We start from the raw sequence: 20,068 nt of genomic DNA, 5'->3' as shown, positions 1-20,068 counted from the left end.
GCCTTAACCAAACACTCACGGTATGATGACCGCCCGGTTCGCGGGCGTCAGCCTGCTTATCAAACAGATCGAGTCGAGGAACACAGATGACGCCCTGGTTGACCGTAGTGGGCATCGGCGAAGACGGCTTCAAGGGCCTGGGCCGCACCGCCCGGCATGCTTTGCTGCGGGCGTCGCGCATTGTTGGCAGCGCTCGGCAGTTGGCGCTGTTGCCACCGTGTATTGGCGGCGAACGGGAGCTGTGGCCCAGTCCGTTTTCCCTGGAGCCGCTGCTGGCCCGTCGGGGCGAGGCGGTGTGCGTGTTGGCGAGCGGCGATCCAATGTTCTACGGCGTCGGCGCCAGTCTCGCTAAACAGATTCCGGGCGGCCAGATGCTGGTTATCCCGGCGCCATCGTCCTGTTCGCAGGCAGCGGCGCGCATGGGCTGGCCGTTGCAGGACGTGGTCACGCTGTCGCTGGTGGCGCGGCCCCTGGCAGCGCTCAATGGGCATTTATCCACAGGCGTCAGGCTGTTGCTGCTGAGCAATGACCGCCACAGCCCTGCCGCCGTGGCGACGTTGCTGCGCGAGCGGGGGTTCGGCCCAAGCGCCATGACCGTGCTGGAACATCTGGGAGGTGCGGCGGAACGACGGATCGACGGTAGCGCCGCGCAATGGTCCGATGGCACCGTCGCCGACCTGAACCTGATCGCCGTCGAATGCCGGGCCGAACCGTCGACGCCGCGCCTGTCACGCCTGGCCGGTTTGCCGGACAGCGCGTTCGAGCATGACGGCCAGTTGACCAAACGCGACGTGCGCGCCATCACCCTCGCCCGCCTCGCCCCGACCCCCGGCGAGTTGCTCTGGGATGTCGGCGCCGGTAGCGGCTCCATCGGCATCGAATGGATGCGCACACACCCCAGTTGCCGAGCCCTGGCTATCGAAGCCGACGCAGGCCGGCAAGGCTTGATCGAACGCAACCGCGACACCCTCGGCGTGCCCGGCCTGCAACTGATTCGCGGCAGTGCCCCACAGGCGCTGGACAACCTGGAGCGTCCGGACGCAGTGTTCATCGGTGGCGGCGTCACCCGCGAAGGCGTGCTCGACGCCTGCTGGGCCCAACTCAAGCCCGGCGGTCGACTGGTCGCCAACGCCGTGACCCTGCAAAGCGAAATGACCCTGATGCACTGGCGCGAACGTCATGGCGGTGAACTGACCCGCATCCACATCGCCCAGGCCCAGCCGTTGGGCGAATTCGACACCTGGCGCCAGGCCTTGCCGATTACCTTGCTGGACCTGACGAAACCTCTCGATGCGTGACGAAACCGCCGAACAACCCGCCCCCCTGCGCAGCGGCCTGACTACCGGCAGTTGCGCCACGGCCACCAGCCTGGCGGCGGCCCGTTTGCTGCTGCGCGGCACCGAAGCCGACGCCGTGGAAATCGTACTGCCCAAGGGCAAGCAGGTGCAGATGCGTCTGGAGTTCTGTCGCCTGACCGAACAAGGCGCCGAGGCCGGGACGATCAAGGACGCAGGCGATGACCCGGACGTGACCCACGGTGCCCTGCTGTTTTCCCAGGTGCGCCTGATCGCCGAACCCGGCGTGCGTTTCGTCGCCGGTCGCGGCGTAGGCACAGTGACACGACCGGGGTTGGTGCTGGGTGTCGGTGAGCCGGCGATCAACCCGGTGCCACGCAAAATGATCAACGATCACCTGGGCCGCCTGGCCGAGGAAAGCGGTTATGCCGGTGGTTTCGAAGTCACGGTCAATGTCGAGGACGGCGAAGCCCTGGCGCTGAAAACCATGAACCCGCGACTGGGCATCCTCGGCGGCCTGTCGATCCTCGGCACCAGCGGCATCGTCCGGCCATTCTCCTGCGCGGCCTACATCGCCTCGATCCACCAGGGCATCGACGTGGCGAAGACCAACGGTTACCTGCACATCGCCGCGTGCACCGGCAATGCCAGCGAAGACACTATGCGCCGAGTCTACGACCTGCCGGAAATCGCCCTGATCGAAATGGGCGACTTCGTCGGCGCCGTGCTCAAACATGTGCGCAAGGTGCCGGTGGAAAAACTCAGCCTCTGCGGCGGCTTCGGCAAGATCAGCAAACTCGCCGCCGGCCACATGGACCTGCACAGCCGTCACTCGAGCATCGACCTGCCGCAACTGGCCGAATGGGCGGCCGCCATCGGGGCCGATGAGGTTTTGCAGCAGGGCATCCGAGACGCCAACACCAGCCAACAGGCCCTGGCGATGGCCAGCGCCGCCGGCGTCGCCCTCGGCGATGCGGTGTGCGAGCACGCGCTGGCCTTCGCTCGCAGCGTGGTACCGGCCCAGGTCCAGGTCGAAGTCTTCGCCATCGACCGCCAGGGTGGGATCGTCGGTCACGCCGGAGGCTTCCAATGAAACGCATCCTGCTGCTCGGTGGCGTCACCGAAGCCCTGGCCATCGCCCGCACCCTGGGACCCAATCACATCTACAGCCTGGCTGGCATCGGTCGCGTCCCCACCGACCTCACCTGCCAGGTCCGCGCCGGCGGCTACGGCGGCGCCGAAGGCCTGGCGCAATTCATTCGCGACCAAGGCATCGACCTGCTGCTGGACGCCACCCACCCCTACGCCGCGCAAATCAGCCACAACGCCGCCCACGCCGCCCGCGCCTGCGGCATTCCCTGCTGGGCCCTGCGCCGTCCGGCCTGGCAGCCCCAGGCCGGGGATGACTGGCGCGAAGTGGCCGATTGGGCCGAACTGATCCAGGCCCTGCAACCCTTCCGCCGCCCGCTGTTCACCCTCGGCCGCGAACCGCTGCAACACCTGCACGAAATCCCACCGGAGCAATTCTGGACCCTGCGCGCCCTGGACGTTTACCCCGGCAATGAACGCTGCGAAGTCATCGGCGCCCGTGGGCCGTTTCACCTCAAAGACGAGCGCGAACTGTTCGAACGCCGGAAGATCGATGTGCTGATCAGCAAGAACAGCGGGAGCACGGCCACTGAGCCGAAGCTGGAGGTGGCGCGGGAGCGGGGGGTGCCGGTGTTGGTTTTGCGGCGGCCGGTGTTGGCGGGGGTGGATCGGGAGTTTGGAGAGATCAATGAAATGCTGGACGCTTTATTCGTACAAAACGGGTTCTGAATTCAGCGCATTCGCGCGACATTTCTGACAAGTTTTCAAGACGAAGCCGGCTGTTTCGTCCAAGACGTTCAATTCTATAGTTCCGCTCCTTAATACCCACCGCAGCACCTGGCAGTCATTCAGCATGAGCGACCCGTCTCATGCCGAGGAAAGTGCTGCTTGCCAATATGTATCCCAAGGAATACGATCCAAATGATCGAATTTGAACAGTCCCGAGTATTCTCAACCTGGCTTGACGGGTTGAAGGACATTGCTGGGAAAGCTCGCATCATTGCCAGGCTCCGATCGGCAGAGCATGGGAATTTTGGTGATTGCGAGCCGGTGGGTAACGCAGTGTATGAGATGCGTATTCACTCGGGTCCTGGCTACAGAGTGTACTTCTCCCGTCAAGGCTCCGTGCTTTATTTGCTGCTTGTGGGAGGTGACAAATCGACTCAGAAACGGGATATCGCACGCGCTGTTCAAATGGCGCAAACCATGGGTAATGAGGAGTGAATCATGACTGAAGAATTCACACGTTTCGATGCAGCCACCTACCTCAAGACGCCTGAGGAAATGGCCGCTTATCTGGATGCCTGTTTTGAAGAGGATGCGGGTGACGGCGTACTGGTTCGGGCAGCTCTTAACGATATTGCCAGGGCAAAGGGCATGACGCAGATTGCTCGTGATGCAGGCCTGGGACGAGAGAGTCTTTACAAAGCACTGGGAAGTACGGGCAATCCGGAGTTCACAACTATCATGAAAGTCATGAAAGCTTTGGGCTTGAGGTTACATGCGACGGCCATTTGACAGAGGTTCCCTTCCCTCCTGTATTGGAGTGATTGAATACCGATTGATCAAAAACACGCGACGAGGGAACTTGCTCCCTCGCCACAAAAGCACTCACTTGAAGATCTGTTGATACTGTTAACACCAGCCCTGCGACCCTATACCGCACACGCCTTTTTTACTTCTCAACCCCGATCAGGCTAAATACCGCCACCTGATCGCCCAACCGAGCGGATTGCCCCATGTCCCGACAACGGCTTGCATTTGCCTGGATCGCCTGCTTCGCAGTGCTGTTCAACATGCTTGCCATGCCGCTTTCCAACAGCGGTGGCGCGACTGCCAATTCGCCAGCCGAGCAACTGCTGTGGGGCAGTTTCTGCTCGTCCAGCGGCACGAAAATGGTCGCGATTTCCCTGGGCAAGCTCGAACAGGGCGCGCCACAGAAAGACAATCACTCGACGATGCAGCATTGCTGGTGCTGCGCCGGCACCGCGTCGCTGGTGGCACTCACCGGCCATGCCCCGCAACTGTACCTGGATGCCCGGCTCGATCATCGCGGCATCGTCCAATCGAAACTCGATAACCCCACGCCCCGCCAACAATGGCCAAGCCTCAATCCCCGCGCCTCGCCCCTGGTCTGATTCTTTCCGCATACACCTGCGCCCTGAATCGTTCCGGAGAATCGCCATGTTGAACAGACTTATCCTGCTGGCTGCCCTATTGCTTCCCATCGGCTTTGCCCAAGCTCACCAGTACAAGGCAGGCGATCTTGAAATCGCCCACCCGTGGTCTCAAGAGTTGCCGCCCAATGCGCCGACCGTGGCCGCGTATTTCGTCATCCACAACGGCGGCACCAGCGACGACAAGCTGCTCAGCGTCGACTCACCCATCGCCGGCAAGGCCGAGCTCCATGAGCATGTGATGCAAAACGACCTGATGAAAATGCAACCGGTATCCGACGTCGATATCGCCCCGGGTGCGACTGTCACCTTCGCGCCGATGGCGTATCACGTGATGCTGCTGGATTTGAAGGACCGCAGCCTGCTCAGCGACGGCAAGCGCTTCCCCATGACCCTGCATTTCGAAAAAGCCGGCGATGTCACGGTCGAGGTTGCGGTGCAGAAAAAAGCGCCCGACGGCACCAAGACACACATGCACGCCCAGTAGACGTAGCCGCCCGTGCACGCCCTTCGCGCCAGGCCATCCATGCCCCGCCGTCAGCCCATGAGCCAGACACGCGGCAGCTGGATCAGCCTGTTCGCCATGCTGATGATCTTTATCGGTCCGCTGATTTCCCAGTCGATGCCGATGGATCAGCGCATGCCTGCGAGCATGAACATGAGCATGTCGATGGACATGAGCATGGACATGCCGGCGGGAGTCCACGCCGAACATGAGGCCTCAACCGACGAACACTGCCCGCCCCAGCGCGAGCACCACGCACTGTGGGAAAAGTGTGGCTATTGCAGCCTGCTGTTCAACTGTCCGGCGCTGACTGGCGGCCAGGGCTTCGCCACCTTTGAAACACCACTGGCCAACACCTACACCGCCCCCTCCCCGCGCCTGGGCCATGCCCGCACCGCATTCTTCCCGGGTGCCCGCACCCGCGCACCGCCCCTCGACGCGTAAGCCGACACTCCACTCACCCGGTCGTACAAGACAGCCCCAGGCTGCCCGACCGTGTCGTCTACGTTTGTTCGATGGAATCATCATGTCCAGGTTTTCTGCTGGCATCGCGTTGGGCTCTGCCCAGGTTCGCTGCCCCCTGAACGAGCCACGGGTTCGTTTGCGCCAAACCATCGCCGCCCTGTGCGGCCTGCTGCTCACGCCTCTCGCGCTGGCCGACGAGCACGAGCATCACGACCATCAGGTCGACGAACTGAGCCCGACGGTCATCACCGCCATCGCCCCCAGCTCGCCGCTGACCGTCGTCACCAACCCCAAGGACCCGCGCCAACCGGTGCCGGCCAGTGATGGCGGCGACTACCTCAAGACCATTCCGGGCTTTGCCCTGGTGCGCAACGGCGGCACCAATGGCGACCCGGTGCTGCGTGGCATGTTCGGCTCACGGCTGAACATCCTCACCAACGGCAGCATGCTGTTGGGTGCTTGCCCAGGCCGGATGGACGCCCCGACCTCCTATATCTCGCCAGAAACCTACGACAAGCTCACCGTCATCAAAGGCCCGCAAACCGTGCTCTGGGGCCCCGGCGCCTCGGCCGGGACCGTGCTGTTCGAGCGAGAGCCGGAACAGTTCGGCGAGTTGGGCACCCGGGTCAACGCCAGTGTGCTGGCCGGCTCCAATGGCCGTTTCGACAAAGTGGTGGATGCCGCCGCCGGTGGCCCGCTGGGCTATGTACGGGTGATCGGCAACACCGCCCATTCGGACGACTACCGCGACGGCAATAACGACACCGTGCCGTCGCGCTATGACAAGTGGAATGGCGACGTCACCCTTGGCTGGACGCCGGACGCCGACACCTTGCTGGAATTGACGGCCGGCAAGGGCGACGGTGAAGCGCGCTACGCCGGACGCGGCATGGACGGCTCACAGTTCAAGCGCGAAAGCCTCGGGCTGCGTTTCGAGCGCTCGAACATCGGCCAGGTGCTGGACAAGGTCGAGGCCCAGGTCTACTACAACTACGCCGACCACGTGATGGACAACTACACGCTGCGCACGCCGTCCGGCACCGGGATGATGGCCGGGCCCATGGCTTCCAACGTCGACCGCCGCACCCTCGGCGCGCGCATCAAGGCCACCTGGCGCTGGGCCGATGTGCAATTGATCAGCGGCCTGGACGCCCAGACCAACGAGCATCGCCAACGCAGCAGCATGGGCGTCGACACCTACAAGGACCTGCCGTACACCAAGGACGCTGACTTCCACAACTACGGGGTGTTCGGCGAACTGACCTGGTACGCCGCCGACCGCGACCGGGTGATCACCGGTGCCCGGCTCGACCGCGCCGCGGCCAAGGATTACCGCCAGAGCATCGGTTCCGGCATGTCGGCCCGCCCCAACCCCACCGCCGACGACACTCGCGCCGACACGCTGCCCAGCGGTTTTGTCCGCTACGAGCACGACCTGGACGACAGCCCCACCACCCTCTACGCAGGCGTCGGTCACGCCCAGCGCTTCCCGGACTACTGGGAGTTGTTCTCGCCGAACGTCGGCCCCAGCGGTTCGTTGAATGCCTTCGACGCGATCAAGCCGGAGAAAACCACCCAGCTCGACTTCGGCCTGCAGTACAAGACCGAAACCCTCGAAGCCTGGGCGTCGGGTTATGTCGGCCAGGTGCGCGACTACATCCTCTTCGACTACACCCCCGGGATGATGGGCACCACCTCCCGGGCCGAGAACATCGATGCACGGATCATGGGCGGTGAATTGGGTGCGGCCTACAAGCTGAGCGAGCGCTGGAAAGCCGACGCCACCCTGGCCTACGCCTGGGGCAAGAACAGCAGCGACGGCAGCGCCCTGGCGCAAATGCCGCCGCTGGACGCACGCCTGGGCCTGACCTACAGCGAAGACCGCTGGAGCGCCGGTGCCCTGTGGCGGGTGGTGGCAGCGCAACACCGTGTCGATGAAAACAAGGGCAACGTGGTGGGCAAGGACTACGGCAAAAGCTCGGGCTTCGGCGTGTTCTCGCTCAACGGTGCCTATCGCATCAATCAACACTGGAAGGTCAGCAGCGGCGTCGACAACCTGTTCGGCAAAGCCTACGCCGAACACTTGAACCTGGCCGGCAACGCCGGGTTCGGCTACCCGGCGAGCGACCCGCAGGCTATCAACGAACCGGGGCGCACGCTCTGGACCAAGGTGGACATGAGTTTCTAAAAGCATCGCGGGCAAGCCTTGCTCCCACAGGTACTCCATTGCCGAGGGAACACAACGGGGCCCACAGCAATGACAAAGACTGTGGGAGCAAGGCTTGCCCGCGATCGGTTGCGCAGCAACCGAAAAACATAACAACCCAATTTGCCCTGCGGAGCGCTTTCTGATGAGCCAACCGAAACCGAATTTCTACAACCTGGCCTGGCGCTGGCATTTTTATGCCGGGCTGTTCGTGGCGCCGTTCATGGTGATGCTGGCCCTGACCGGCATCATCTACCTGTTCAAGCCGCAACTCGATCCATTGATGTACGGCAGCCTGTTGAACGTGCCGGCCGGGCATCACACCCTGGCGGCGGATGACCTGCTCAATAAGGTCCGCCAGGCCTACCCCGAAGGCCAGGTCAAACAGTACCTGCCACCAGTCAACGCCGAACGCAGCGCGCAATTCGTAGTGATCGACCAGGGCCGGGAACTGAATGTGTTCATCGACCCGTACCACGGCGACGTCCTCGGCGAACAGGATGCGAAGAGCAACCTGCAAGCCATGGCCCGGGCGATCCATGGCGAGTTGCTGATCGGCACCGTCGGTGACCGGTTGGTGGAAATGGCCGCTGGCTGGGGCGTGGTGCTGGTGGTCTCCGGCCTGTACCTGTGGTGGCCACGCGGGCAATCATCGGCCGGAGTGCTGTGGCCGCGCTGGAGCGCCCGCGGGCGGTTGTTCTGGCGTGACTTGCACGTCGTCGTCGGTTTCTGGGGCGCGGCATTCCTGCTGGTGATGCTGCTCAGCGGCATGACCTGGACCGGCTTCTGGGGCAAGCAATACGCAGACCTCTGGAACCGCTTCCCGGCGGCGATGTGGAATGACGTGCCCAAGTCCGACGTCGAGGCCGGCAGCCTCAACAACGCCCACCGCCAGACCGTGCCCTGGGCCGTGGAAAATACGCCGATGCCGATGTCCGGCGACCATGCCGAGCACATGGGCCACGGTGGCCTGCACGAAGGCCCCGCCGCCCCGACCGTCAGCCTGCAAGCGGTGCAGGATATCGCCACCGCGCGCCAGGTCACGCCCGGCTACAGCATCACGCTGCCCACCACGGCCAGCGGCGTGTTCACCGTCGCCGTGTTCGCCGATGACCCGCGCAACGACGCCACCCTGCACGTGGACCAGTACACCGGCAAGGTCCTGGCCGATGTGCGCTGGGAGCACTACAGCATCGTCGCCCGCGCCACCGAAACCGGGGTGATGCTGCACGAAGGCAAGATGTTCGGCCCGGTGAACCAGATCCTCGTGCTGCTGGTTTGCCTGATGATCCTGCTCAGCGCCGTGAGTGGCCTGGTGATCTGGTGGAAGCGTCGGCCCCAGGGCAAGTTCGGCGTGCCGCCCCTGCGCCACGACCTGCCGACCTGGAAGACCGGAGTGTTCATCATGCTGGCCCTGGCGCTGGTGTTCCCGTTGGTAGGGGCTTCGCTGGTGGTGGTGTGGCTGTTGGACCGGCTGGTTACCCGGTTCAATCGCCAGCCTGAGGCGGCTTCACCCTCAAGCTGAGACAGTGCACTAACGGAAGGCGGCGCGAAACCTCCACAATCGCACCCGCTTTCCAAACGATGAACACAGTCCGGAATGTGGGAGCGAGCTTGCTCGCGATAGCGGTAGATCAGTCAGATCGGAGATGACTGACCCATCGCTATCGCGAGCAAGCTCGCTCCCACAAGGGGACTCGCACCCTTGCGCACTAATGTGGCGCACCTCCTCGCACCAGCCCCCGCAATGCGTTCACTCATGGTGCGCTCGCTCCCTTGTGCCCCACGCCAACCCCGCGTTTCAAAGCCTTTCTCCGACCGGGCACACCCCTTGCAAAAGCGCTTTCAGCGTTTGCATCTGCCCTCAAAAAAACTCATAAGTCCATGGAGATCGCACAATGAAGCGTCGTAGCTTGATCAAGGCTTTTACACTCTCGGCAAGCATTGCCGCGATGGGCATGGCCTGGACCGTCCAGGCCGCCGAGACCATCAAGGTCGGCATCCTGCATTCGCTGTCCGGCACCATGGCGATCTCCGAGACGTCCCTCAAGGACATGGCGCTGATGACCATTGACGAGATCAACGCCAAGGGTGGTGTGAACGGCAAGAAGCTTGAAGCGGTGGTCGTGGACCCGGCGTCGAACTGGCCGCTGTTCGCCGAAAAGGGCCGGCAGTTGCTGACCCAGGACAAGGTCGCCGTGGTGTTCGGCTGCTGGACATCGGTGTCGCGTAAATCCGTGTTGCCAGTGTTCGAAGAACTCAACGGCCTGCTGTTCTACCCGGTGCAGTATGAAGGCGAAGAGATGTCGCCGAACGTGTTCTACACTGGCGCGGCGCCGAACCAACAGGCGATTCCGGCGGTGGAGTACCTGATGAGCGAAGAAGGCGGCAGCGCCAAGCGCTACTTCCTGCTGGGCACCGACTACGTCTACCCGCGCACCACCAACAAGATCCTGCGTTCGTTCCTGCACTCCAAAGGGGTGGCGGACAAAGACATCGAAGAGGTCTACACCCCGTTCGGCCACAGCGATTACCAGACCATCGTCGCTAACATCAAGAAGTTCTCGGCCGGTGGCAAGACCGCGGTCATCTCCACGGTCAATGGCGACTCCAACGTGCCGTTCTATAAAGAACTGGCCAACCAGGGCCTGAAGGCCACCGACGTACCGGTGGTGGCGTTCTCGGTGGGCGAAGAGGAACTGCGCGGCATCGACACCAAGCCGCTGGTGGGCAACCTGGCGGCGTGGAACTACTTCGAGTCCGTGGATAACCCGGCGAACAAGAAATTCGTCGATTCCTGGAAAGCCTACGCCAAGGCCAAGAACCTGCCAGGTGCCGACAAAGCGGTGACCAACGACCCGATGGAAGCCACCTACGTCGGCATCCACATGTGGGCGCAAGCGGTCGAGAAAGCCAAGTCCACCGACGTCGACAAAGTCCGCGAAGCCCTGGCCGGCCAGACCTTCGCCGCACCGTCGGGCTACACACTGACCATGGACAAGACCAACCACCACCTGCACAAGCCGGTGATGATCGGCGAGATCCAGGCCGACGGTCAGTTCAACGTGGTCTGGCAGACCGAAGGCCCGATCCGCGCGCAACCGTGGAGCCCGTTCATCGCCGGCAACGACAAGAAGCCTGACTATGCGGTGAAGAGCAACTGAGCCCATGGGTGTCGGCCCCAACCCCCGGGCCGACACACAACCCCTGTGGGAGCGAGCTTGCTCGCGATAGCGATGGATCAGCCAGAAGAACAGTGACTGACACACCGCTATCGCGAGCAAGCTCGCTCCCACAAAAAGCACTGCGCAAGGCCTAGCATATGCCCACCGCCCTTTACCGCCTCATCCTCGCCCTGGTGCTGCTGTTGCCACTGGAGGCCCACGCCGGTGACGCCGAAGACTTCGTCGCCGCCAACTCGACCCAGCAGGCCAAGCTCCTGGAAACCTGGGCCGCGCAGCCGGAGCCTGCACGTGTCGAACTGATCAACGCCCTGCAACAAGGCCAGTTGATCGTCGACGGCCAGCCAAAAAACCTGCGCCTGAACAACCGCTTGCGCGGGCTGATCGAAACCGCCCTCGCCAGCCATCAACTGCTCGCCGTCGATGCCCGCGTACGCCTGGCCGCCGCGCAGCAACTGCAAAAAACTGCCCGCCCGGCGCAACTGGCGTTTCTCGATCGGCAACTGGCCGGTGAGCAGGACGAAGACGTACACGCCGCCCTGAGCCTGGCCCTGGCGAACCTGCAACTGGTGGACACCAACCCGAACGTGCGCCTGGCCGCCGTCCGCCTGTTGGGGGAAACCGGCGATCCACTGGCCCGCACCCGCCTGGAAGGCCTGCTCGAACCCGGCATCGAAACCGATGCCGCCGTGCGCACCGCCGCTGAAACCAGCCTGGGCCAGGTCAAGCGCAAACTCCTGGTGGGCGAGTTGCTGGGCCAGGCCTTCAGCGGTATGTCCCTGGGCTCGATCCTGCTGCTCGCCGCCCTCGGCCTGGCGATTACCTTCGGCCTGCTGGGGGTGATCAACATGGCCCACGGCGAGATGCTCATGCTGGGCGCCTATTCCACTTATGTGGTGCAGTTGCTGTTCCAGCGCTTCGCCCCGAACGCCATCGAGTTCTATCCGCTGATCGCCCTGCCGGTGGCATTTTTCATCACCGCGGCCATCGGCATGGCCCTGGAGCGTACGGTGATTCGCCACCTCTACGGGCGGCCGCTGGAAACCCTGCTCGCCACCTGGGGTATCAGCCTGATGCTGATCCAACTGGTGCGCCTGGTGTTCGGTGCGCAGAACGTCGAAGTTGCCAACCCGGCCTGGCTCTCGGGCGGGATCCAGGTGTTGCCGAACCTGGTGCTGCCGTACAACCGCATCGTGATCATCGCTTTCGCCCTGTTCGTGGTGGTGCTGACCTGGCTGCTGCTGAACAAGACGCGCCTGGGCCTGAACGTGCGCGCGGTGACCCAGAACCGCAACATGGCCGCCTGCTGCGGCGTGCCCACCGGCCGCGTCGACATGCTCGCCTTCGGCCTCGGCTCGGGCATCGCCGGGCTCGGAGGCGTGGCCCTGAGCCAGATCGGCAACGTCGGCCCGGACCTGGGCCAGAGCTACATCATCGACTCGTTCCTGGTGGTGGTGCTCGGTGGTGTCGGCCAGTTGGCCGGCAGTGTGTTCGCCGCCTTCGGCCTGGGTATCGCCAACAAGATCCTCGAACCGCAGATCGGCGCCGTGCTGGGCAAGATCCTGATCCTCGCGCTGATCATTCTGTTCATCCAGAAGCGTCCGCAAGGCCTCTTCGCGCTCAAAGGACGGGTAATCGACTGATGAACCAGCCCCTGATGCTCACGGCCACGCAAAAGGCCGGTCCCAAAGTCACCCTCGCCGTCGGCACGCTGATCCTCGCCGTGCTGCTGAGCCTGCCGTTGCTGTCGCTGCTGGCGGCGGACAATCCGCTGCACGTGTCGGCCTACACCCTGACCCTGGTGGGCAAGATTCTCTGCTACGCCATCGTCGCCCTGGCACTGGACCTGGTCTGGGGCTACGCCGGCTTGCTCTCCCTGGGCCACGGCCTGTTCTTCGCCCTGGGCGGCTACGCCATGGGCATGTACTTGATGCGCCAGGCCGCCGGGGATGGCTTGCCGGCGTTCATGACCTTCCTGTCGTGGACCGAGTTGCCTTGGTACTGGGCCGGCACCGACAGTTTCCTCTGGGCGATGTGCCTGGTGGTGCTGGCGCCGGGGTTGCTGGCCCTGGTGTTCGGCTTCTTCGCCTTCCGCTCGCGGATCAAGGGCGTGTATTTCTCGATCATGACCCAGGCCCTGACCTTCGCCGGAATGCTCCTGTTTTTCCGCAACGAAACCGGATTTGGCGGCAACAACGGCTTCACCAATTTCCGCTCGATCCTGGGCTTCGGCATCACCGAGCCAGGCACCCGGGCGGTGCTGTTTTTCGCCACGGTGTTGCTGCTGGTGGCGAGCCTGTTCATCGGCTGGCGCCTGGCCCGCAGCAAGTTCGGCCGGGTACTGACCGCCCTGCGGGATGCGGAAAACCGCCTGATGTTCTGCGGCTACGATCCCCGTGGTTTCAAGCTGTTCGTCTGGGTGTTGAGCGCGGTGTTGTGCGGCCTGGCCGGGGCGTTGTACGTGCCGCAGGTGGGCATCATCAACCCCAGCGAAATGTCGCCGACCAACTCCATCGAGGCCGCCGTGTGGGTCGCCCTTGGCGGGCGCGGCACGTTGATCGGGCCGTTGCTGGGCGCCGGGGTCGTGAACGGCATGAAGAGCTGGTTCACCGTGGCGTTTCCTGAATATTGGCTGTTCTTCCTCGGCGCCCTGTTCATCGTCGTGACCCTGTATCTGCCCAAGGGTGTGATCGGGTTGCTGAAGAAAAGGAGCGAATGATGCGAATCACACCTACGGCGGATTTCATGCTCGAACCCATCCTGGAGCCCAACAAGGACCAAGGCAGCAGCCGCGACGCCATCGGCCTCGGCCAGGCAGCCGGCGTGGGCCTGAACACCCGCCACGGCACCATCCTGACCCTGGAAGACATCAGCGTCAGTTTCGATGGCTTCAAGGCCTTGAACGATTTGAACCTGTACATCGGCGTCGGCGAATTGCGCTGCATCATCGGCCCCAACGGCGCCGGCAAGACCACGCTGATGGACGTGATCACCGGCAAGACCCGCCCCAGCCACGGCAAGGCCTGGTTCGGCGAGACCCTGGACCTGACGAGCATGAGCGAGGTGCAGATCGCCCAGGCCGGCATCGGGCGCAAGTTCCAGAAGCCCACGGTGTTCGAAGCCCTGAGCGTGTTCGAGAACCTGGAGCTGGCGCTCAAGACCGACAAATCGGTGTGGGCCAGCCTGCGGGCAAGACTCACTGGCGAGCAGCACGACCGTATCGACGAAGTGCTCGAGACCATCCGCCTTGCCACGTCGGTCAACCGCGCTGCCGGGTTGCTGTCCCACGGGCAGAAGCAGTTCCTGGAGATCGGCATGCTGCTGGTGCAAGACCCGCAGTTGCTGTTGCTCGACGAACCGGTGGCGGGCATGACCGACGCCGAGACCGAGTTCACCGCCGAGCTGTTCAAGTCCCTGGCGGGCAAGCATTCGCTGATGGTGGTGGAACACGACATGGGCTTCGTCGGCGCGATCGCCGACCACGTCACCGTCCTGCACCAGGGCAGCGTGTTGGCCGAAGGGTCGCTGGAACAGGTGCAGGACAATGAGCGGGTGATCGAGGTGTATCTCGGTCGCTGATCGCTTTTATGTGGGAGCGAGCTTGCTCGCGATAGCCATTGAACATTCACCTTCAAGGTTGGCTGAGCCACCGCTATCGCGAGCAAGCTCGCTCCCACAGGGAACTTGAGGAGAATCTGGAACATGCTGCAAGTCGACAAGCTGCACCAGTACTACGGCGGTAGCCACATCCTGCGCGGCCTGTCGTTCGACGCCAAGGTCGGCGAGGTGACGTGCCTGCTGGGGCGCAACGGCGTGGGCAAGACCACCCTGCTCAAATGCCTGATGGGCCTGTTGCCGGCCAAGGAAGGCGCGGTGAGTTGGGAAGGCAAGGCCATCACCGCGTTCAAGCCGCACCAACGGGTGCATGCCGGCATCGCCTACGTGCCCCAGGGTCGGGAAATTTTCGGACGGCTGACGGTGGAAGAAAACCTGCTGATGGGCCTGTCGCGCTTTCCCGGCGCCGAAGCCAAGGAAGTGCCGGCATTCATCTACGAATTGTTCCCGGTGCTACTGCAGATGAAACAACGCCGTGGCGGTGACCTGTCCGGCGGCCAGCAACAGCAGCTCGCCATTGGCCGAGCCCTGGCCAGTCGCCCGCGCCTGCTGATTCTCGACGAGCCCACCGAAGGCATCCAGCCCTCGGTGATCAAGGAGATCGGCGTGGTGATCAAGAAGTTGGCGGCCCGGGGCGACATGGCGATTTTGCTGGTGGAGCAGTTCTACGACTTCGCCGCCGAGCTGGCCGATCAGTACCTGGTGATGTCCCGGGGCGAGATCGTGCAGCAGGGGCGCGGAGAAAATATGGAAGCCGAGGGTGTGCGCGGACTGGTTACGATCTAGTCTGTAGCGTCCTGACGATAATCAGAAATCATGAATCTACCTGTCTGTTCATTGGCGCCTTCGGCCCTGTTCACCCCCAGCTGGCACGCCGAGCTGGAATTGGGCTACGCCCGTTTCGGCGAGTGCACACGCCCGGTACAGCGCCGCCACAAAGGCCCGCTGCGGGTGCAGAAGCACTTGTACGCCGAAGGCCCCGAGGTGTGCCAGCACATCATCGTCCACCCGCCCGGCGGGATTGCCGGCGGTGACCGGCTGGACATCTCGGCCCACGTCGGCCCTGGCGCCTGGGCGCAACTGACCAGCCCCGGCGCGGCCAAGTGGTACCGCGCTGCCGGCCCGGCGTACCAACAGCTGACCCTGAGCGTGGCCCCCGGCGCGACCCTGGAATGGCTGCCCCAGGAAACCATCGTCTTCAGCGCGGCCCAGGCCGAACTCGGCACGAGTATCGACCTGCAGGGCGACGCACGCCTGTTCTACTGGGACATGGTCGCCCTCGGCCGACCGGCCAGCGGCGAGCGGTTCGACCTGGGGCACTTTCAATCGCGACTGGACATTCGCCGCGACGGCCAGTTGCTGTGGCATGAGCGCCAGCGCATTGTGGGCGGTGATGGGCTGCTGGACTCGCCCATCGGGCTGGGCGGCGATCCGGTGTTTGCCACGTTGCTGGTGACCGGCGAGATCGACAGCGAGTTGCTGGAACACTGCCGCTCCCTGGGCCATGCCGTGCGCGGCGACCTGACCCAATTGCCCGGCCTGGTCGTGGCGCGGTGCCTGGCGAGCGAGGCGTTGCTGGCGCGGGGGTGGTTGATTGAATTGTGGCGCTTGCTCAGGCCTGCATTGCTTGGAAGAGAGGCCGTACCACCGAGAATCTGGAGCACCTGAATTGGCTTTCCTGTGGGAGTAGTGAGTTCTGTGGGAGCAAAGCTTGCTCGCGATGCAGACGCCTCGACACAGAAAAAGACCGCGTTATCGTTTATCGCGAGCAAGCTTTGCTCCCACGGGTTCCCACCCCAGGGTTGAACTTAGCGCGAATTATTTATCTGCCTTTTATGGATTGCACATGGACCTGACCCCACGCGAAAAAGACAAGCTGCTGATCTTCACCGCCGGCCTCGTCGCCGAACGACGGTTGGCCCGGGGCCTGAAGCTCAACTACCCGGAGGCCATGGCCTACATTTCCGCCGCGCTGCTGGAAGGCGCCCGTGACGGCCAGACCGTCGCCGAGCTGATGCACTACGGCACCACGCTGTTGAGCCGCGAGCAGGTGATGGAAGGCATCCCGGAAATGATCCCGGAGATCCAGGTCGAAGCGACGTTTCCCGACGGCACCAAACTGGTCACCGTCCACCAACCCATCGCCTGAGGCCACGCCATGACTGCCCATGTTCGTGACGCCCGTGCCGCAGACCTGCCGGCGATCCGCGAGATCTACAACGACGCCGTCCTCAACACCACGGCGATCTGGAACGAACAAGCCGTGGACCTGGGCAACCGCCAGGCCTGGTTCAGCGCCCGGCAGACCCAGGGCTACCCGGTGCTGGTGGCCGTCGACGCCGAAGACAACGTGCTCGGCTACGCTTCGTTCGGCGACTGGCGGCCGTTCGACGGTTTCCGCCACACCGTGGAGCATTCGGTGTACGTGCGCAGCGATCAACGCGGCAATGGCCTTGGCCCGCTGCTGATGGGCGCGCTGATCGAACGTGCCAGGGCCTGCGATAAACACGTCATGGTCGCGGCCATCGAAAGTGGCAACGTGGCCTCGATTCGCCTGCACGAGCGGGCCGGTTTCGTGATCACCGGGCAGATGCCCGAGGTGGGGACCAAGTTCGGCCGCTGGCTGGACCTGACCTTCATGCAGTTGAACCTCAACCCCGGGGCGCTACCGCCTGCCATCAACAAGGAGTGAAAAGCCAATGAACGCCGCCCAGTTGCGTCGAGTCCACGCCGAGAGCTTTGCGCATTATCGCCAGGGCCTGATCGATCTGTTGCTCGACGCCGTCGGCTACGGGGCCAGCGTGGGGTTCATGGCCGATCTCGATGCCGTCCAGGCCCGCGCCTACTTCGACGAGGTCCAGGCCAGCCTCAACCAGGGCCACCTGCTGCTGTGGGTGGTGGTCAAGGATGAACAGGTACAGGCCAGCGTCCAGCTTGCCCTGTGCCAGAAGCCCAACGGCCTCAACCGTGCCGAAGTGCAGAAGCTGCTGGTCCGCGGTGAGGCTCGCCGCCGCGGGCTGGGCCAGCAATTGATGAGCGCCCTGGAACTTGGCGCCCGCCAGCACAAGCGTGGCCTGTTGTACCTCGACACCGAGGCCGGTTCCGAGGCCGAGGCGTTCTACCGCGCCATGGGCTACACCCGCGTCGGTGAACTGCCCGACTACTGCCAGAGCCCGGACGGGACCTACACCCCGACCGCCATTTACTACAAGATTTTGGGGCAACCGCAATGATTCCAGGGCAATACCAGGTCCAGCCCGGCGACATCGAACTCAACGTCGGTCGCCGCACGCTCACGTTGAACGTCGCCAACAGCGGCGACCGACCGATCCAGGTCGGCTCGCACTATCACTTTTTCGAGACCAACGACGCCTTGACCTTCGACCGCGCCGCCAGCCGTGGCATGCGCCTGAACATCCCGGCCGGCACCGCAGTGCGTTTCGAACCGGGCCAGAGCCGCGAGGTGGAGCTGGTGGACCTGGCCGGGCATCGCCGGGTGTTCGGGTTTGCCGGGCGGGTCATGGGCGACCTGTAAGTCATAGGGTGCCTGCACTGGCCTCATCGCGAGCAAGCTCGCTCCCACAGGTTACCTCGATCAAATGTGGGAGCGAGCTTGCTCGCGATGAGTGAGCGCAGCGAACGGTTTCAACATTCAATTGAATTCCAAGGCAAGCACATGAAGATTTCGAGACAAGCCTACGCCGACATGTTCGGCCCCACCGTCGGCGACAAGGTCCGCCTGGCCGACACCGAGTTGTGGATCGAAGTGGAAAAAGACTTCACCACCTACGGCGAAGAAGTGAAATTCGGCGGCGGCAAGGTGATTCGCGACGGCATGGGCCAGAGCCAACTGTTGGCCGCCGAGGTCGTCGACACCTTGATCACCAACGCACTGATCATCGACCACTGGGGCATCGTCAAGGCCGATGTCGGCCTCAAGGACGGGCGCATCGCCGCCATCGGCAAGGCCGGTAACCCGGACATCCAGCCCGACGTGACCATCGCCATCGGCGCCAGCACCGAAGTGATCGCCGGCGAAGGCATGATCCTTACCGCTGGCGGTATCGACACCCACATCCACTTCATCTGCCCGCAGCAGATCGAAGAAGCGCTGATGAGCGGCGTCACCACCATGATCGGCGGCGGCACGGGCCCGGCCACCGGGACCAACGCCACCACGTGCACCTCCGGGCCGTGGCACCTGGCGCGCATGCTCCAGGCCGCCGATGCCTTCCCGATGAACATCGGCTTCACCGGCAAGGGCAACGCCAGCCTGCCGGAACCGTTGATCGAGCAGGTCAAGGCCGGGCCATCGGCCTGAAGCTGCACGAAGACTGGGGCACCACGCCGGCGGCCATCGACAACTGCCTGAGCGTGGCCGACCAGTACGATGTGCAGGTGGCGATCCACACCGACACCCTCAACGAGTCGGGCTTCGTGGAAACCACCCTCGCCGCCTTCAAGGGCCGCACCATCCACACCTACCACACCGAAGGTGCCGGTGGCGGCCATGCGCCGGACATCATCAAGGCCTGCGGTTTCCCCAACGTATTGCCCAGTTCCACCAACCCGACCCGGCCGTTCACCCGCAATACCATCGACGAGCACCTGGACATGTTGATGGTCTGCCATCACCTGGACCCGAGCATTGCCGAAGACGTGGCCTTCGCCGAAAGCCGCATCCGCCGCGAGACCATCGCCGCCGAAGACATTCTCCACGACCTCGGTGCGTTCTCGATGATCAGCTCCGACAGCCAGGCCATGGGCCGTGTCGGCGAAGTCATCACGCGCACCTGGCAGACCGCCGACAAGATGAAAAAACAACGCGGCGCCCTGCCCGGCGACGGCGAAGGCAACGACAATTTCCGCATCAAGCGCTACATCGCCAAGTACACCATCAACCCGGCGATCACTCACGGCATCAGTCATGAAGTGGGCTCCATCGAAGTGGGCAAGTGGGCCGACCTGGTGCTGTGGCGCCCGGCGTTCTTCGGCGTCAAGCCAACGCTGATCCTCAAGGGCGGAGCGATTGCCGCCAGCCTGATGGGCGACGCCAACGCCTCGATCCCGACACCACAACCGGTGCACTACCGACCGATGTTCGCCAGCTACGGCGGCTCACGGCATGCCACCAGCCTGACCTTCATCAGCCAGGCCGCCGCCGAGGCCGGGTTGCCGGAACAACTGGGGCTGAAGAAAAGAATCGCCGTGGTCAAAGGCTGCCGCGACGTGCAGAAGACCGACCTGATCCACAACGACTACCTGCCGAGCATCGACGTCGACCCGCAGACTTACCAGGTCAAGGCCGACGGCGTGTTGCTGTGGTGCGAACCGGCCGACGTGCTGCCGATGGCGCAGCGTTATTTCCTGTTTTGAACCGGCGCAGTTCCTGTGGCGAGGGAGCTTGCTCCCGCTGGACCGTAGGAGCTGCCGAAGGCTGCGATCTTTTGATCTTTCGCTTGGGACTCAAGCGTTTTTGGAAAGATCGCAGCCTCGCTGCGCTCGACAGCTCCTACGGTCCAGCGGGAGCACGC

General features: G+C 63.6%; 20 protein-coding genes and 1 pseudogene. All 21 read left to right on the top strand.

What is annotated here, in order from left to right:
- The first annotated feature begins 86 nt into the window (after positions 1-86).
- A complete protein-coding gene (gene cbiE / locus ACZ5M5_RS03370) occupies positions 87-1,298 on the top strand; it encodes a precorrin-6y C5,15-methyltransferase (decarboxylating) subunit CbiE (protein WP_464738581.1) in 1,212 nt (403 codons plus the stop codon).
- Entirely contained in the window at positions 1,291-2,388 is a 1,098-nt protein-coding gene (locus tag ACZ5M5_RS03365) for a cobalt-precorrin-5B (C(1))-methyltransferase (protein ID WP_060739366.1), read from the top strand. The genes cbiE and ACZ5M5_RS03365 overlap by 8 nt, the downstream gene beginning before the upstream one ends.
- Complete coding sequence (locus ACZ5M5_RS03360; RefSeq protein ID WP_464738580.1) at positions 2,385-3,113, top strand: cobalt-precorrin-6A reductase; 729 nt, start codon at positions 2,385-2,387, stop codon at positions 3,111-3,113. The genes ACZ5M5_RS03365 and ACZ5M5_RS03360 overlap by 4 nt, the downstream gene beginning before the upstream one ends.
- A gap of 192 nt (positions 3,114-3,305) precedes the next feature.
- Positions 3,306-3,608 carry a type II toxin-antitoxin system RelE/ParE family toxin gene (locus ACZ5M5_RS03355; RefSeq protein WP_060739368.1) on the top strand — a complete coding sequence of 101 codons (303 nt, stop codon included), beginning with the start codon at positions 3,306-3,308 and terminating at the stop codon, positions 3,606-3,608.
- Between the two features lie 3 nt (positions 3,609-3,611).
- The gene (locus tag ACZ5M5_RS03350) at positions 3,612-3,902 is read left to right on the top strand and encodes an addiction module antidote protein (RefSeq protein ID WP_024617344.1); all 291 of its coding nucleotides are present in this window, start codon (positions 3,612-3,614) and stop codon (positions 3,900-3,902) included.
- A gap of 221 nt (positions 3,903-4,123) precedes the next feature.
- Entirely contained in the window at positions 4,124-4,522 is a 399-nt protein-coding gene (locus tag ACZ5M5_RS03345; RefSeq protein WP_060739369.1) for a DUF2946 domain-containing protein, read from the top strand.
- 46 nt (positions 4,523-4,568) lie between these two features.
- On the top strand, positions 4,569-5,048 hold the full coding sequence (locus tag ACZ5M5_RS03340; RefSeq protein WP_060739370.1) for a copper chaperone PCu(A)C: 480 nt from the start codon (positions 4,569-4,571) through the stop codon (positions 5,046-5,048).
- A 57-nt stretch (positions 5,049-5,105) separates the two neighbouring features.
- Complete coding sequence (locus tag ACZ5M5_RS03335) at positions 5,106-5,510, top strand: DUF2946 domain-containing protein (protein ID WP_060739371.1); 405 nt, start codon at positions 5,106-5,108, stop codon at positions 5,508-5,510.
- Between the two features lie 82 nt (positions 5,511-5,592).
- Positions 5,593-7,719 (top strand): TonB-dependent copper receptor, encoded by a 2,127-nt coding sequence (locus ACZ5M5_RS03330; protein WP_060739372.1) that lies wholly within the window; start codon positions 5,593-5,595, stop codon positions 7,717-7,719.
- Positions 7,720-7,882: 163 nt separating this feature from the next.
- A complete protein-coding gene (locus ACZ5M5_RS03325; RefSeq protein ID WP_464738579.1) occupies positions 7,883-9,262 on the top strand; it encodes a PepSY-associated TM helix domain-containing protein in 1,380 nt (459 codons plus the stop codon).
- Between the two features lie 373 nt (positions 9,263-9,635).
- Positions 9,636-10,901, top strand: a complete 1,266-nt coding sequence (urtA, locus tag ACZ5M5_RS03320) for an urea ABC transporter substrate-binding protein (protein ID WP_025211599.1) — start codon at positions 9,636-9,638, stop codon at positions 10,899-10,901.
- A 158-nt stretch (positions 10,902-11,059) separates the two neighbouring features.
- Positions 11,060-12,562 (top strand): urea ABC transporter permease subunit UrtB, encoded by a 1,503-nt coding sequence (gene urtB, locus ACZ5M5_RS03315; RefSeq protein WP_464738578.1) that lies wholly within the window; start codon positions 11,060-11,062, stop codon positions 12,560-12,562.
- Positions 12,562-13,638 carry an urea ABC transporter permease subunit UrtC gene (gene urtC, locus ACZ5M5_RS03310; protein ID WP_103309830.1) on the top strand — a complete coding sequence of 359 codons (1,077 nt, stop codon included), beginning with the start codon at positions 12,562-12,564 and terminating at the stop codon, positions 13,636-13,638. Before urtB ends, urtC begins: the two co-directional genes overlap by 1 nt.
- A complete protein-coding gene (gene urtD / locus ACZ5M5_RS03305; protein ID WP_092204811.1) occupies positions 13,638-14,498 on the top strand; it encodes an urea ABC transporter ATP-binding protein UrtD in 861 nt (286 codons plus the stop codon). Before urtC ends, urtD begins: the two co-directional genes overlap by 1 nt.
- Before the next feature lie 123 nt (positions 14,499-14,621).
- On the top strand, positions 14,622-15,320 hold the full coding sequence (urtE, locus tag ACZ5M5_RS03300) for an urea ABC transporter ATP-binding subunit UrtE (RefSeq protein WP_103309832.1): 699 nt from the start codon (positions 14,622-14,624) through the stop codon (positions 15,318-15,320).
- A 30-nt stretch (positions 15,321-15,350) separates the two neighbouring features.
- A complete protein-coding gene (locus ACZ5M5_RS03295; protein ID WP_103309834.1) occupies positions 15,351-16,202 on the top strand; it encodes an urease accessory protein UreD in 852 nt (283 codons plus the stop codon).
- A 178-nt stretch (positions 16,203-16,380) separates the two neighbouring features.
- The gene (ureA, locus tag ACZ5M5_RS03290; protein ID WP_003197350.1) at positions 16,381-16,683 is read left to right on the top strand and encodes an urease subunit gamma; all 303 of its coding nucleotides are present in this window, start codon (positions 16,381-16,383) and stop codon (positions 16,681-16,683) included.
- 9 nt (positions 16,684-16,692) lie between these two features.
- Positions 16,693-17,226 carry an N-acetyltransferase family protein gene (locus tag ACZ5M5_RS03285; RefSeq protein ID WP_464738577.1) on the top strand — a complete coding sequence of 178 codons (534 nt, stop codon included), beginning with the start codon at positions 16,693-16,695 and terminating at the stop codon, positions 17,224-17,226.
- Positions 17,227-17,233: 7 nt separating this feature from the next.
- Positions 17,234-17,767: a GNAT family N-acetyltransferase gene (locus tag ACZ5M5_RS03280; RefSeq protein WP_060739380.1), complete on the top strand. Its 534-nt coding sequence runs from the start codon at positions 17,234-17,236 to the stop codon at positions 17,765-17,767.
- Complete coding sequence (locus ACZ5M5_RS03275) at positions 17,764-18,069, top strand: urease subunit beta (protein ID WP_014336352.1); 306 nt, start codon at positions 17,764-17,766, stop codon at positions 18,067-18,069. The genes ACZ5M5_RS03280 and ACZ5M5_RS03275 overlap by 4 nt, the downstream gene beginning before the upstream one ends.
- 141 nt (positions 18,070-18,210) lie before the next feature.
- A pseudogene (gene ureC, locus ACZ5M5_RS03270) lies at positions 18,211-19,910 on the top strand (urease subunit alpha).
- The last annotated feature ends 158 nt before the right edge of the window (positions 19,911-20,068 follow it).

It is taken from the genome of Pseudomonas sp. Van50 (genome assembly GCF_055390755.1).
The sequence above is the reverse complement of the archived record's forward strand: the minus strand, read 5'-3'. Positions and strand labels throughout refer to the sequence as shown.

What these genes read in the sequence shown, in the direction of transcription:
- cbiE (WP_464738581.1), top strand. Translation starts at nt 87, where the DNA reads ATGACGCCCTGGTTGACCGTAGTGGGCATCGGCGAAGACGGCTTCAAG.
- ACZ5M5_RS03365 (WP_060739366.1), top strand. Translation starts at nt 1,291, where the DNA reads ATGCGTGACGAAACCGCCGAACAACCCGCCCCCCTGCGCAGCGGCCTG.
- ACZ5M5_RS03360 (WP_464738580.1), top strand. Translation starts at nt 2,385, where the DNA reads ATGAAACGCATCCTGCTGCTCGGTGGCGTCACCGAAGCCCTGGCCATC.
- ACZ5M5_RS03355 (WP_060739368.1), top strand. Translation starts at nt 3,306, where the DNA reads ATGATCGAATTTGAACAGTCCCGAGTATTCTCAACCTGGCTTGACGGG.
- ACZ5M5_RS03350 (WP_024617344.1), top strand. Translation starts at nt 3,612, where the DNA reads ATGACTGAAGAATTCACACGTTTCGATGCAGCCACCTACCTCAAGACG.
- ACZ5M5_RS03345 (WP_060739369.1), top strand. Translation starts at nt 4,124, where the DNA reads ATGTCCCGACAACGGCTTGCATTTGCCTGGATCGCCTGCTTCGCAGTG.
- ACZ5M5_RS03340 (WP_060739370.1), top strand. Translation starts at nt 4,569, where the DNA reads ATGTTGAACAGACTTATCCTGCTGGCTGCCCTATTGCTTCCCATCGGC.
- ACZ5M5_RS03335 (WP_060739371.1), top strand. Translation starts at nt 5,106, where the DNA reads ATGAGCCAGACACGCGGCAGCTGGATCAGCCTGTTCGCCATGCTGATG.
- ACZ5M5_RS03330 (WP_060739372.1), top strand. Translation starts at nt 5,593, where the DNA reads ATGTCCAGGTTTTCTGCTGGCATCGCGTTGGGCTCTGCCCAGGTTCGC.
- ACZ5M5_RS03325 (WP_464738579.1), top strand. Translation starts at nt 7,883, where the DNA reads ATGAGCCAACCGAAACCGAATTTCTACAACCTGGCCTGGCGCTGGCAT.
- urtA (WP_025211599.1), top strand. Translation starts at nt 9,636, where the DNA reads ATGAAGCGTCGTAGCTTGATCAAGGCTTTTACACTCTCGGCAAGCATT.
- urtB (WP_464738578.1), top strand. Translation starts at nt 11,060, where the DNA reads ATGCCCACCGCCCTTTACCGCCTCATCCTCGCCCTGGTGCTGCTGTTG.
- urtC (WP_103309830.1), top strand. Translation starts at nt 12,562, where the DNA reads ATGAACCAGCCCCTGATGCTCACGGCCACGCAAAAGGCCGGTCCCAAA.
- urtD (WP_092204811.1), top strand. Translation starts at nt 13,638, where the DNA reads ATGCGAATCACACCTACGGCGGATTTCATGCTCGAACCCATCCTGGAG.
- urtE (WP_103309832.1), top strand. Translation starts at nt 14,622, where the DNA reads ATGCTGCAAGTCGACAAGCTGCACCAGTACTACGGCGGTAGCCACATC.
- ACZ5M5_RS03295 (WP_103309834.1), top strand. Translation starts at nt 15,351, where the DNA reads ATGAATCTACCTGTCTGTTCATTGGCGCCTTCGGCCCTGTTCACCCCC.
- ureA (WP_003197350.1), top strand. Translation starts at nt 16,381, where the DNA reads ATGGACCTGACCCCACGCGAAAAAGACAAGCTGCTGATCTTCACCGCC.
- ACZ5M5_RS03285 (WP_464738577.1), top strand. Translation starts at nt 16,693, where the DNA reads ATGACTGCCCATGTTCGTGACGCCCGTGCCGCAGACCTGCCGGCGATC.
- ACZ5M5_RS03280 (WP_060739380.1), top strand. Translation starts at nt 17,234, where the DNA reads ATGAACGCCGCCCAGTTGCGTCGAGTCCACGCCGAGAGCTTTGCGCAT.
- ACZ5M5_RS03275 (WP_014336352.1), top strand. Translation starts at nt 17,764, where the DNA reads ATGATTCCAGGGCAATACCAGGTCCAGCCCGGCGACATCGAACTCAAC.